Genomic DNA, 13,341 nt, shown 5'->3' on the forward strand with positions numbered 1-13,341 from the left:
TCATGCCCCGCCTGCCCACCCCAGTGACTCTCCCGGACCGGGGCGAGAAGCGCAGTCCCCGTACGCGAACACGACCACTCCTCGGCAAGGGCGGTACGGCCCCCGACGCCCCACCGGGCCGTCACACGCCACGCCGGCGGTTGCGGCAGGAGACGGCGACCGCCTGGGCGTTCGTCGCGCCTTCCGTCCTGGTCATCCTCGGACTGAGTGTCGTCCCCGTCGTCTGGTCACTCCTGCTGTCCTTCCAGGCCGACGACCTCGTGACGCCGAGCCGGTGGGTCGGCCTGGACAACTACCGGGCTCTCGCACAGGACCCCCACTTCGACCAGGCGGTCCGCAACACCCTCGTCTACACGGTGCTGTACGTACCGCTGAGCATCGGCTTCGGCCTGTTGCTCGCCCTCGCCCTGAACCGGCGCATCCGGCTCGTCGGGCTCTACCGGACCCTCATCTTCGTGCCGTTCGTCATCTCGGCCGCCGCCCAGGGAGTGCTGTTCTCCTTCATCCTCGACCCGGAGTTCGGAGCGGCCAACGCCGTCCTGGGCAAGTTCGGGATCTCCCCCCAGGGCTTCCTCAACGACCCGGGCCAGGCACTCGCCGCCCTGCTCGCGATCTCCCTGTGGAGCGGCACCGGCTTCTGCGTGGTGGTCCTGCTCGCGGCTCTGCAGGACGTCCCGCCCTCCCTCGTCGAAGCGGCCCGCCTCGACGGGGCCGGACGTCTGCACCTGCTGCGCCACGTCGTCCTCCCCTCGCTGGGACCCGTCATGGTCTTCCTCCTGTTGTGGCAGGCCATCACCTCCCTGCAGGTCTTCGACCTCGTCTATGTCACGACGAAGGGCGGCCCGCTGGGCTCCACCACAGTGATCGTCTACTTCATCTGGGAGCAGGCGTTCAAGAACTTCACGGCGGGTTACGGCGCTGCGGCGGCGTACGCCCTGGCGCTCGCCCTGCTGGTGCTCGCCGCGGTGCCGCGGCTGACGCGCGGCCTGCGCGACCGGGCCCGCGCGGACCGGCACCTCGAAGGAGCCGCACGATGACGACCGCATCCCCCTCGCCCGCCGCTCCCTCCTCGCCCACGGTGTACGCCCCCGCGGCGGATCCCGCTTCCGCAGGGTCCGCCGCCGGACCTCCCGCGGGACCGGGCCGGCGCCGGAGGCTGCTGCCGTTCAGTCCCTGGCACCTCCTGCTCGCTCCGCTCTGTCTGGTCTTCGCGATCCCGTTGATCTGGCTGCTGCTCAGTTCCGTCATGAGCGACGCCGAGATCAACCGGTTCCCGCCCTCGCTGTGGCCGTCGGGGATCGACCTGGAGGGCTACCGCTATGTGATCGGCAACGCGATGTTCCCCCGGTGGTTCGCCAACTCGCTGATCGTGTCCCTGACCGCGGTGGCGTCCAACCTGGTGCTGGGCTCCCTGGGCGGATACGCCTTCGCCCGTATGCGGTTCGCCGGTTCGCGGATCCTGCTCGCCCTGATGCTGGCCACGATGGCGATCCCGTTCCAGCTGACGATGATCCCGACCTTCCTGGTCATGAAGCGGCTGGGGCTCATCGACTCGCTGGGCGCGCTGATCGTCCCCTCGCTGGTCACACCGTTCGCGGTGTTCCTGCTGCGCCAGTTCTTCCTGTCGCTGCCCAGGGAGCTGGAAGAGGCGGCCTGGATCGACGGCTGCTCGCGGCTGGGTGTGCTCTGGCGGATCGTGCTGCCGCTGTCCCGGCCGGCCCTGAGCACCGTGGCCGTCCTGACGTTCCTCACCACGTGGAACGACCTGACCTGGCCGTTGATCGCCATCAACCATGACACCCAGTACACCCTGCAACTGGGCCTGACGACCTTCCAGGGCCAGCACCACACCAGGTGGTCCGCGGTCATGGCGGGCAACATGATCACCGTGCTGCCCGTGCTGCTGGCCTTCCTGTTCGCCCAGAAGACCTTCATCCAGTCGATCACGTCGAGCGGCCTCAAGGGATAGGTCCCAAGGGATACCCGCGCCCGGCGCCGACACGGGCCGACACGCTCCCGTACCTCAACACCCCGTTCCCCGCTGCCCGCTGCCCTCTTCTCTCCTCCCACCGCACCCGCCTCTCAGGAAGACGTATGCCGCACACCTTCGACCTGCTGGTCATCGGGGACGCCAATCCCGATGTCGTCCTCGGTCCGCTCGACGCACCGCTCGCCTTCGGGCAGCATGAGCAGCTCGTCGACTCCGGACTCCTCACACTCGGTGGCTCGGCCGCCATCATGGCCTGCGGCGCGGCGCGGCTCGGTCTCAAGGTGGCCTTCGCCGGACGGATCGGTGACGACGACGCGGGCCGTTTCGTACGGACCGCCCTGAACGACCGCGGCGTGGACACCAGTGCCCTGCGCGTCGACAGGACCCTGGCCACTCCCCTGACCGTGGTCCTGACCCGGCCGGACGGTGACCGGGCGATCCTCACCTCGCCCGGCACACTGACCGCCACGGGACCGGAAGACGTACCGGAGTCCCTGCTCGGCGCCGCCCGCCACGTCCACGCGGCCTCGTACTTCCTGCTGCCCCGACTGGCCGCCGCGCTGCCGGAGTTGTTCGGCACGGCCCGTGCCCGGGGAGTCACCACCTCCCTCGACACCAACGACGACCCCTCGGGCGGATGGGCGCCGGACGCTCTGCCGGCCACGCTCGCCGTCACCGACTTCCTGCTGCCCAACGCCCAGGAGGCCATGGCCCTTTCGGCAAGTGCGGGAACGGCCCCGGAGTCCATCGAGGCGGCAGCCGCGGCCCTGGCGGCGCACGGCCCGCACGTGATCGTCAAGAACGGTCCGGACGGAGCCGTCGCCCACGACGGCTCCACACTGCTGCGCACGCACGGCATCCCCGCCCAGCCGGTGGACACCGTCGGGGCCGGCGACAGTTTCGACGCCGGATTCGTCGCCGCGCACCTGCGCGGCCTGTCCACCGCCGACGCCCTCGCCCTCGCCGCGGCCTGCGGCGCGCTGTCCACCCGCGCTCATGGCGGCACCCCCTCCCAGCCCACCTGGGACGAGGCCGTGGCCGCGCTCTCCCGTAACGGAAAGAACCTCTGATGACTCTCAGCACTCCGAAGATCGTGTTCATCGGCGCGGGCAGTGTCGTGTTCACCCAGGGCCTGCTGGCCGATCTGCTGGCCTTCCCCGAACTGCGGGGCGCCCACATCGCGTTGCACGACATCGACACCGAGCGCCTCGCCACCGCCGAGGGAGCGGCCCGGCAGATCGCGGACCGGCTCACCGGGACCGGGTCTTCCCATCCTCGGGTGACCGCTCACCTCGATCGCCGCGCGGCTCTCCAGGACGCCGACTTCGTCATCAACATCGTGCAGGTCGGCATGGGCGAGGCCACCCGGACCGACTTCGAGATCCCGCAGCGTTACGGCCTGCGGCAGACCATCGGCGACACCCTGGGGATCGGCGGCATCTTCCGCGCGCTGCGGACCTTCCCCGTGCTGAAGTCGCTCGCCGCCGACATCGCCGAGGTCTGCCCGGACGCCTGGCTGCTCAACTACACCAACCCCATGGCCATGAACGTCCAGTACCTGACCCGGGCCACCGGTCCGACCCGCGTGGTGGGGCTGTGCCACTCGGTGTACTGGACCATCCACGACCTGGGTGAACTGCTCGGCATTCCGTACGACGAGATCACCTACCGCGCCGCCGGTGTCAACCACCAGGCGTGGGTGCTGCGCCTGGAACACCAGGGCACCGACCTCTACCCGCTCCTCGACGAACTGATCGAGCGGGACCCGCAGTTGCGGCGCCGGGTCCGCGTCGACATGTACCGGCGCCTCGGTTTCTACCCGACCGAGACGAGCGAGCACTCCTCCGAGTACGTCCCCTGGTACCTGCACCACGACAGCGAGATCGAAAGGCTCCGGCTCCCGATCGGCGCCTACCTCGGCATCGTCGACGAGAACGTCGCGGCCTACGAGGAGACCCGCCGGGCACTCGCCGCCGGTACGCCCCTCACGGTCGAGGGCACCATGGAGTACGCCCCGCAGATCATCCACAGCATCGTGACCGGCACACCGCGCACGGTCTACGGCAACGTCCCCAACCACGGCCTGATCGACAATCTCCCGGCCTCCGGAACCGTCGAAGTGCCCTGCCTGGTGGACGGACTGGGTGTCCAGCCGACCAGGGTCGGCCCGCTGCCCGCGCAGTTGGCCGCGCTCAACCGCAACTACCTCAGCATGAACGAGCTGGTGGTCCGCGCCGCCGTGGAGGACGACCCCCGGTCCGTCCGCCAGGCCGCCATGGCCGATCCCGCCACCGCCGCCGCCCTGCCGGTCGAGCGCATCTGGGACCTGTGCGACGACATGGTACGAGCACACGCGGAGCTCCTCCAGCCGTCGCTGCGCGCCACCCTGGGCCACTGATACCGACCCCATGTAGTGCGTAGGCACCAGGACATGTGTGTCGCTGGTCCGTTCGCACCAGGGGAGGACGGCGGCGGGGAACGATGCCCGGCAGGGGCGCCGGAGGGAAGTGTGGGAGACGCGTGAATCGCACGCGTCTCCCCTTTCTCCCGGTGTCTGGAGTGATCGACAGGTGGCAACTTTTCTCTACCGGATCGGACGGTGGGCCTTCCGGCGCCGGCGGCTCGTGGGTGGGCTGTGGCTGGGCGTGCTGGTGCTGTCCGTGGCCGCCGCCGCCCTGGCGCCGGCCACGGAGGAAGAGGACCTCTCCATGCCCGGCACCGAGTCGCAGAAGGCGTTCGACCTGCTGGACGAGCGCTTCCCCGAGAGCAACGCCCAGGGCGCCGAGGCCCGTCTGGTGTTCCGGGCCCCGGACGGGCAGCGGGTGACGGCCCAGCGGAACAGGGCGGCCGTCGAGGACACCCTCGGCTCACTGGACGGGAGCGGTCAGGTCGCGTCGGCATCCGACCCCTACGAGTCCGGCGCTGTCAGCGAGGACGGCACCATCGCCTACTCCACGGTCACCTACACCGCGGACGCCGTCGATCTGACCGAGCCGACGAAGAGCGCCCTCGAAAGCGCCGCGAACCGGGCCAGGAACGCGGGGCTGACCGTGGAGATCGGCGGCTCCGCCCTGGACTCGGAGGAGGAGCCGGGCGGCACGACGGAGATCATCGGCGTGGCCGTGGCGGCGGTGGTCCTGGTCCTCGCCCTCGGATCACTGGTCGCCGCCGGGCTGTCGCTGCTGACCGCCGTCGTGGGCGTGGCCATCGCCTTCGGCCTGGTCTCCGCGCTGGCGGTACCGCTGGGCCTGACGTCCACCGTCGCCATCCTGGCGCTGATGCTGGGCCTCGCGGTCGGCATCGACTACGCGCTCTTCATCACCTCCCGCTTCCGCGACGAGTGCGCCCGGGGCAGCGGTCCGGAGGAGGCCGCCGGGCGGGCGGTGGGCACGGCCGGTTCCGCCGTCGTCTTCGCCGGCGCGACCGTCTTCATCGCCCTGGTCGCACTGGGCGTCGTCGGCATCCCCGAACTCACCAGAATGGGCATGGGCGGCGCGGGCGCCGTGGCCCTGGCCGTACTCGTCGCGCTGACCCTGGTCCCCGCGCTGTTCGGCTTCTTCGGCCGGCGGGTACTGTCCCGTGCCGTCCGCAAGGCCGGCCGGCCGGGCAGCGAGCGCGTGCACCAGGCGCCCACCGCCCCTGTCCGGTCCGGGCTCGGCACCCGCTGGGCGCGGTTCGTGCTGCGCCGGCCGGGAGCCGTGCTGCTGACCGCCGTACTCGGTCTCGGGGCGGTCGCCCTGCCGGCGCTGAGTCTCGAACTCGGTCTGCCCGGCGACGAGTCCAAGTCGGTGGAGACCACTCAGCGCCGTGCCTACGACCTGCTGTCGGAAGGCTTCGGTCCCGGTTTCAACGGCCCGTTGACCGTGGTCGTGGACACCTCGGAGTCCAAGGACGCCGAAACCACCGCCGACCTGGTCGTGAAGACCGTACGGGGAGTGGACGGGGTGGCGTCGGTCGGTGACCCGGTTCTCAGCCGGACCGAGGACACGGCCGTCCTCACCGCCGTCCCGCGGACCGCGCCGAACAGCGGCGAGACCAAGGACCTGGTGCAGGCGATCAGGGACGCGGTCTCCGGCGTCGAGGCAGGCACGGGCGCCACCGTCCTGGTGACCGGCACCACCGCACTGAACATCGACATCTCCGAAGCCATGTCCGATGCCCTCCTGCCCTATCTGACCGTGGTCATCGGCCTGGCGGTCCTCCTGCTGACAGTGGTCTTCCGCTCGGTCCTGGTCCCCGTCAAGGCCGCGCTCGGCTTCCTGCTGTCGGTGGGCGCCGCCTTCGGCGTCCTCGTCGCCGTCTTCCAGTGGGGCTGGGCGGCCGACCTGCTCGGCATCGAGCAGACCGGTCCTGTCATGTCGCTGATGCCGATCCTCATCATCGGCATAGTGTTCGGCCTCGCGATGGACTACGAGGTCTTCCTCCTCACCAGGATGCGGGAGGCCTATGTCCATGGCGCGTCCCCCGGCGAGGCGATCGTGAGCGGCTTCCGGCACAGCGGCCGTGTGGTCGCCGCGGCGGCGATCATCATGATCAGTGTGTTCGGCGGTTTCGTCGGGATGAGCAGCCCGACCATCCAGACGATGGGCGTCGGTCTGGCCGCCGCCGTGGCCTTCGACGCCTTCGTGGTCCGGATGGCGATCGCACCCGCGGTCCTGGCACTGCTCGGCCACCGGGCCTGGTGGCTGCCCCGTATCCTGAACCGCGTGCTGCCGAATGTGGACATCGAGGGTGAGGCGCTGAGCAGGCACGCCCCGGCCGCCGCGACCGGGCCGGGCTCGGCGGCGCCGCAGTTCCCCGTCGGCCGGCACTGAACCGGCCGTGGCGGACACAGGTGGCGGTGGCCCGCGATCACCCGGCACGCGGTGGCGGGAGGCAGCGGTCACGGCGACGGCGTTCGTGCTCTGTCTGCTCGGCGGCGCGGTGCGGGTCGACGACACCCTGTCGGCGCCGCCCGTCACCGCCTGCCTCGTCGCCGTGCTGTCCTGTGCGGTGCTGCCGGTGCGGCACCGGGCGCCCCTGACCACCTTGGCGGCCACGACCGCGGCCGGCGTGCTGGTGCAGCCCCTGGGCCTCCTGCTGAGCCCGCTCATCGTGGCCCCCGCCGTGATCACCGCGTACTCCTCCGCGCTCGCCGCGCGCACCGAACGGCGGGCGGCGGGCGCGGTGTCGCTCAGTGCGGCGGTGCTGCTGGTCGCGTCCATCCCCTTGACCGGGGACCTCTCGTGGCAGGACGCGAGCCGGATGGGAGTGGTGGCGTCCTTCCCGCTGGTGGCCGGCGTGCTCGGTCACTCGGTGCGCACCCGTCGGGCCTACCTGGCGGCCGTGGAGGAGCGGGCCCGGCGGGCCGAGGAGAGCCGGGACCGGGAGGCGGGCCGGCGAGTGGCCGAGGAACGGGTGCGGATCGCCCGCGAGCTGCACGACCTGGTGGCCCATCAGATCACCCTGGCCAACGCGCAGGCCACGGTCGCCGCCCACCTCTTCGACACGCGCCCGGAGCAGACCCGTAAGAGCCTCGGGGAGCTGGTCGAGACCACCGGCCACGCGCTCGACGAACTGCGGGCCACGGTCGGTCTGCTGCGGCAGTCCGGGGACGCGTCCGCCCCTTCCGAACCGGCGCCCGGTCTGTCCCGGCTCCCCCCGCTCATCGAGTCCTTCCACCGCGCGGGTCTTGAGGTGTCGGTGCACCAGGAGGGCACGGCCAGGCCGCTGCCGCCGGGAGTGGACCTCACCGCCTACCGCATCGTCCAGGAGGCCCTGACCAACGTGACCAAACACGCCGGTACCCGCAGCGCCCGGGTGCGTCTCGCCTGGCATCGCGATCGCGTGACCATCACGGTCGCCGACGACGGAGGGGGCGCCGGCGCGATACCGAGTGCGTCCACCGCGCCGGACCGTCCGCCGCCCGGTTTCGGTCTGATCGGAATGCGTGAACGGGCCGCCTCGGTCGGGGGCCACCTCTCCGCGGGCAGGCGCGCGGAGGGCGGCTTCCTCGTCTCCGCCCAGCTGCCGCTTCCGCCCGCCAAGGACAGCGGGGACAGCGGAGACATCGGGGACAGCGGGGACAGCAAGGTCGGCGGGGACGCGTCGTGACGCTCCGGGTGCTTCTCGCCGACGATCAGGCCCTGCTGCGCGGTGCGTTCCGGATGCTTCTCGACAGTGCCGACGACATCACCGTGGTCGGTGAGGCAGGCGACGGCAGGGAGGCGGTGCGACTCACCCGGGAGCTGCGCCCGGACGTGGTGATCATGGACATCCGTATGCCCGAGGTGGACGGTCTCACCGCCACCTCGGAGATCTGCGCGGACCCGGAACTGCGTACCAGCCGCATCCTGATCCTCACCACGTACGAGACCGACGAGTACGTCGCCCAGGCGCTGCGCGCGGGGGCCGGCGGCTTCATCGGCAAGGGGATCGGGGCCGAGGACCTGCTGGACGCCGTGCGGACGATCGCGGGCGGCGACACTCTTCTGTCCCCCGCCGCGACCCGTTCCCTGGTGGCCCGTTTCCTGGCCACGCCGGACGACGCCCTGCCGCGGCACGCCGAACGGCTCGCCGTGCTCACCCCGCGCGAACGCGAGATGGTGGCGCTGGTCGCGACCGGTCTGTCCAACCAGGAGATCGCCGAGCGGATGTACCTCAGCCCCTTCACCGTACGCGCCCACGTGCAGCGCGCCATGACGAAGCTGGAGGCCCGCGACCGGGCCCAACTCGTCGTCATCGCCTATCGGACGGGTCTGGCCCAAGCCGCCCCCGACAGCCTGTCGTAGTGCGCTGTCGGGGGTCGGCCGTTCTTGCGGGCCTGGTGACGAGGGCGCGCAGCATGGCGTCGCGTCGCTACGGACCGACCCGCAGGACGCCGTCCAGGTCCCCTGCGGGCAGCACCTTGGTCGAGTTGTGTTCGCGGACGATCCGCCGGCCGTCCGGCGTCCGGCGCCGGACCAGCGAGGTCGTGGTGCGGATGTCCGCGGTGCTGTCGGGCATGGTGATCCGCGCCACGAACGTCAGGGTGGACGCGGCCAGATCGTGGCCGGCCACGACGTGCGGGCCGTCGTCGACGACACGGTGTGCGGCAACCAGTTCGCGGAAGGCGGGCTCCCAGATCGAGCCGTAGCGGGTGGCTGTCGTCGCCCCGCGCTGCTCGGGGTCGAAGTCGTCGTAGAGGCGGACGTCCGGAGAGCTGAAGTCGTGGAACGTACCGAAGGTGTGCCGGAAGTCGAACGGCGCGTCCCCCTCGTCGCGTTCCCATCCGGACACCCACCGGCTGTGCAGTTCCGCGATCGCTCGTTCGTCGTTTTCAACGGTCATGACTCGACGCCAGAGCCGCGGGCTGAACTCAGGCAGGGTCCGTCGCACCCACCCGGGGGACAGCCACCAGGTCCGAGGCGGGCAGATCGGCGGCCACCGTGGCGAGCAGCGCGAGGGCCTGCTCAGAAGCGCTGCCGGGCTCGGCCTGGTACACGACGAGCTGCTGGTCCGGCGCGCTGTCGACGGTGAACGAGTCGTAGGTCAGGGTCAGTTCGCCGACCTCATGGTGGTGGAAGGACTTGGCCTCATGGCCCTTGCCCCGTACGTCGTGCCGGGCCCACAGCGCGCGGAACTCCGGGCTCTTCAGCGACAGTTCGCCGACCAGTTCGGTGAGCCCGGGGTCGTTCACCAAGTCGCCGCTGCCCGCGCGCAGGGCCGCGAGCCCCGACCGGGCGACCCGCTCCCAGTGGGGGTAGAGGTCCCGGGCGTCCGGGTCGAGGAAGGTGAACCTGACCAGGTTGGTCTCGTCCCGGTCCAGCATCGTGGCGAAGAGGGCGCGTCCGAGCCGGTTGCCTGCCAGCACGTCCAGTCGGCGGTCCAGGACCAGCGCGGGTGTGCGGTGCCAGCCGTCCATCAGACGCAGCAGACTCGGCCCGACGGGCACACGGCCACCTCGTCGTACGGTGCCCCGAGCCGTTCGTGCCAGCTGGCGCAGGTGCGCCGTTTCCTCGGGATCCAGTCCGAGGGCGCGGGCCAGGGAGTGCACCACCTGTGCGGAGGGGTGCTTCTCCCGTCCCTGTTCCAGCCGGGCGTAGTAGTCGGTGCTGACTCCGGACAACTGGGCGATCTCCTCCCGGCGCAGGCCCGGCGTCCTGCGCCGCCCCGACCAGGGCTGTCCGGCCCGGGACGGATCGGTCATCTCTCGCCGGGCGCGGAGGAACTCACCCAAGGGGTTGCCACTGTCCATGCCGCCACGATAGGCGCGCACGGAACCGGTTGCCTGGGTGTGGCACACCCAGGATCAGACCGCCCTGGCCGGCCGGGGCGCGGTGGTCACCGGGGCCGGTGCCGGGATCGGTGCCGGGATCGGTGCCGGGATCGGTGCCGAGATGGCACACCGATTCGCCGCGGCCGGAACGGCCCGGGCCCGACCTGGTCGTCGCCAACGCGGGTGTGATGCCCGGGGCGCCGTTCGACGTGCCGGACACGCCCGAGTGGGACCGGATGCGACGTGAACCCGCGAGGCGTGCTCGGTACCGGCCGGGCCTCCATCGCGGACCTGCTCGACGCGGGGGAGGTGGCAGAGGCCCGTGCTGCGGCACAGCTGGTCGCGCGTCCCTGCCGCAGACGCAGGACGGGACGGGACCGTCGGCACCCATGTCCCTGCGGGAATCCCGCGGCCCGCCGTCCGGTTGGGGGCCGTCCCGGTCGGAGGAACCGGCCCTGCTGCGCGTCGCCCCGGCGGCGACCGAAGGCGTAGCCCTGTCAAGGAGATCTGATGCTGTCAGGTAAATCTCCCCCTGCCAAAGAAGCTCTTGTCTCACTAGCGTCGTTCTCGGCGACGAAGAGCGCGGCACCGCGCCCCCTCTGACGGGGCGAAGGGTCTCTGCGACGCATTGTGCCAACCGCGGTTCGGCCGACGCTCTCGCCTTTCACCGAAGGACATCGAAGGAGACACTCCGTGTTCGAACGCATGGCCGACTTGGCGATCCGCCGATCTCGGCTGGTCCTGGTCGTCGCCGCCTTGGCCGTGGCCCTCATGGGCGTGGTGGGCGCAGGCGCCTTCGACAAGCTGAAGGGGGGCGGCTTCGACGACCCCGCCTCCCCCTCCACCCGAGCGGCGGCCGTCATCGACGAGAAGTTCGGTGGCGAGGTCAACCTCGTCCTGCTGGTCCGCTCCCCCGACGGCCGTATCGACACCCCCGCCTCCCAGGAGAGCGGCCGGGCCCTGGGGGCCGACCTCAAGAAGGACGAGCGGCTCAGCAACGTCGTCTCCTACTGGGAGACGAACAGCCCCGACCTGCGCTCCGAGGACGGCCGCGAGGCCATGGTGCTCGCCCATGTGCGAGGCGACCCGACGGAGCAGCGGGAGAACGCCACGGAGGTCATCGACACCTTCAGCGGAACGTACAAGGACACGCTCACCGTCCGGGCCGGAGGAGGCGCAGCCGTCGGCGCCGGTCTGTCGAAACAGGTGGTCGACGATCTGATCCTCGCCGAGGCGATCGCCATACCGCTGACTCTTCTGCTGCTCCTGTTCGTCTTCGGCAGCGTGGTCGCGGCCCTGCTGCCGCTGGTCATCGCGATCATCGCGATCCTGGGCTCGTTCGCCCAGCTCTTCCTGCTCGGCAGTGTCACCGATGTCGCCGACACCGCGACCAACCTCACCACGGCCCTGGGCCTCGGCCTCGGCATCGACTACGCCCTGCTGATGGTCAGCCGCTTCCGGGAGCAGCTCGCCGCCGGGGCGAGCGTGGACGACGCCGTCCGGCGCACGGTGCACACGGCGGGCCGCACGGTCGCCTTCTCCGCCGCGACGGTCGCGGCGGCCCTGGCGGCACTGCTGGTGTTTCCGCAGTACTTCCTGCGCTCGTTCGGCTTCGCCGGAGTCGGTGTCGTCGCCATCGCCGCCCTCAGCACCCTGTTCGTGATGCCGGCCCTGCTGAAGGTACTGGGGCACCGGGTCAACAGCGGACGGCTGCCGTGGGCGAAGTCGCAGCGGTCCGACGCCCGCACACCTCTGTGGGGACGGCTGGCCCGTACCGTCATGCGGCGGCCCGCTCTCACCGCGCTGCCCGTCCTCGCCGTACTGCTGCTCGCGGCGAGTCCGCTGCTGAACATCACCTTCGGCACGCCGGACGAACGCGTGCTGCCCGAGGACGCCGAGAGCCGCCAGGTCTCGCAGGTGCTGCGGGAGCACTTCGGGGGCAGTGAGGACTCGGCCCTGAACATCGCCATCGACCAGCCCGTGGACAAGGGCCCGCTGGCCTCGTACGCGGGTCAACTGGCCGCGCTCAAGGGCGTGGTGCGGGTCGAGACCAGTACGGGAACCTACAGCGGGGGACAGTCCGCGGCGAGCGGCCCCGCCGACTCCGCCCTCGGCCGGCCCGACGCACAGCGGATCAGCGTGGTGAGTGACCTGACACCGAAGTCGGACGACGCCCAGGACCTGGTCGAGCAGGTGCGCTCGGTCACCCCGCCCGCCGGAGCACACCCCCTGGTCGGGGGAACGGACGCCGTACTCGTGGACGCCAAGCAATCCGTCGCCGACCGGCTTCCCCTCGCGGTGGCCCTGGTCGTCCTCACCACCTTCCTGCTGCTGTTCCTGTTCACCGGCAGCATCGTGCAGCCGGTGCGCGCTCTGGTCCTCAACATGATCAGCCTGGCAGCCACCCTCGGCGTGATGACCTGGATCTTCCAGGACGGCAACCTCTCCTCACCGCTCGGCTTCACCGCCCAGCCCATGGAGGTGTCGATGACCGTGCTGATGTTCTGCATCGCCTTCGGCCTCTCGATGGACTACGAGGTCTTCGTCACCAGCCGCATCAAGGAACTCCACGACCAGGGCGAGGACAACGAGTCCGCCGTGGTCAACGGTCTCGGCCACACCGGGCGCATCGTCAGCGCGGCGGCCTGTCTGCTCGCGGTGAGCTTCTTCGCCTTCGGCACGGCCAAGCTCAGCTTCATGCAGATGTTCGGCCTCGGCAGCGGACTGGCCGTCCTCCTCGACGCCATCGCCGTCCGCGGGGTCCTCGTACCCGCCGCGATGCGTCTGCTCGGCCGCTCGGCCTGGTACGCGCCCGGCTTCCTGCGTACCTTCCACGCGAGGTACGGACTGAGCGAAGGCGGTCCCACGCCGACGCCCGCGCCCGCCGCGTCCGCGGCGGCGGCGGCGGCTTCGACGGACACGAAGAGCTCGGCCGGGGTCTGACTCCCCTGATCCGCGGCCCCGGGCGTCGAACGGCGCTCGGGGCCTGATCACGGGTCTCGCCAACTGCCCGACGCTCAGGCGGCCTTCGGCTGGTCATGCGCTCCACCCAAGGCGTGCACCCGGCCGGTACGAGGGCCGCCGGGCATGACCGCGACCGGTTGCCGTGTGCCGG

General features: G+C 71.1%; 10 protein-coding genes. 8 read left to right on the forward strand and 2 right to left on the reverse strand.

Going from position 1 to position 13,341, the window contains the following annotated elements; all coding sequences use genetic code 11:
- Positions 1–2 precede the first annotated feature (2 nt).
- From ACIOKD_RS20750 to ACIOKD_RS20780, 7 genes are all read left to right on the forward strand, one after another.
- Positions 3–1,037: a carbohydrate ABC transporter permease gene (locus ACIOKD_RS20750; protein WP_402085871.1), complete on the forward strand. Its 1,035-nt coding sequence runs from the start codon at positions 3–5 to the stop codon at positions 1,035–1,037.
- Entirely contained in the window at positions 1,034–1,969 is a 936-nt protein-coding gene (locus ACIOKD_RS20755; RefSeq protein WP_402085874.1) for a carbohydrate ABC transporter permease, read from the forward strand. Before ACIOKD_RS20750 ends, ACIOKD_RS20755 begins: the two co-directional genes overlap by 4 nt.
- 125 nt (positions 1,970–2,094) lie before the next feature.
- The gene (locus ACIOKD_RS20760) at positions 2,095–3,060 is read left to right on the forward strand and encodes a carbohydrate kinase family protein (RefSeq protein WP_402085876.1); all 966 of its coding nucleotides are present in this window, start codon (positions 2,095–2,097) and stop codon (positions 3,058–3,060) included.
- Positions 3,060–4,388 (forward strand): alpha-glucosidase/alpha-galactosidase, encoded by a 1,329-nt coding sequence (locus ACIOKD_RS20765; protein WP_402085879.1) that lies wholly within the window; start codon positions 3,060–3,062, stop codon positions 4,386–4,388. The genes ACIOKD_RS20760 and ACIOKD_RS20765 overlap by 1 nt, the downstream gene beginning before the upstream one ends.
- 172 nt (positions 4,389–4,560) lie before the next feature.
- The gene (locus tag ACIOKD_RS20770; RefSeq protein WP_402085881.1) at positions 4,561–6,804 is read left to right on the forward strand and encodes an MMPL family transporter; all 2,244 of its coding nucleotides are present in this window, start codon (positions 4,561–4,563) and stop codon (positions 6,802–6,804) included.
- Positions 6,805–6,811: 7 nt separating this feature from the next.
- Positions 6,812–8,083, forward strand: coding sequence for a sensor histidine kinase (locus ACIOKD_RS20775; protein ID WP_402085884.1), 1,272 nt, complete (start codon positions 6,812–6,814; stop codon positions 8,081–8,083).
- Positions 8,080–8,760, forward strand: a complete 681-nt coding sequence (locus tag ACIOKD_RS20780) for a response regulator (RefSeq protein WP_402085886.1) — start codon at positions 8,080–8,082, stop codon at positions 8,758–8,760. Before ACIOKD_RS20775 ends, ACIOKD_RS20780 begins: the two co-directional genes overlap by 4 nt.
- Positions 8,761–8,827: 67 nt before the next feature.
- Here ACIOKD_RS20780 and ACIOKD_RS20785 read toward each other — a convergent pair whose 3' ends face one another.
- Together ACIOKD_RS20785 and ACIOKD_RS20790 are read right to left on the reverse strand one after the other, a co-directional pair.
- Complete coding sequence (locus ACIOKD_RS20785; RefSeq protein WP_402085888.1) at positions 8,828–9,298, reverse strand: nuclear transport factor 2 family protein; 471 nt, start codon at positions 9,296–9,298, stop codon at positions 8,828–8,830.
- A 28-nt stretch (positions 9,299–9,326) separates the two neighbouring features.
- Positions 9,327–10,205 (reverse strand): helix-turn-helix transcriptional regulator, encoded by an 879-nt coding sequence (locus tag ACIOKD_RS20790; protein WP_402085890.1) that lies wholly within the window; start codon positions 10,203–10,205, stop codon positions 9,327–9,329.
- Between the two features lie 714 nt (positions 10,206–10,919).
- On the opposite strand from ACIOKD_RS20790, the gene ACIOKD_RS20795 reads away from it, so the two are divergent.
- Positions 10,920–13,169, forward strand: coding sequence for an MMPL family transporter (locus ACIOKD_RS20795; protein WP_402085894.1), 2,250 nt, complete (start codon positions 10,920–10,922; stop codon positions 13,167–13,169).
- Positions 13,170–13,341 lie beyond the last annotated feature (172 nt).

Origin of the sequence: Streptomyces sp. NPDC087844, from assembly GCF_044742785.1 — a bacterium.
Taxonomy (GTDB): domain Bacteria; phylum Actinomycetota; class Actinomycetes; order Streptomycetales; family Streptomycetaceae; genus Streptomyces.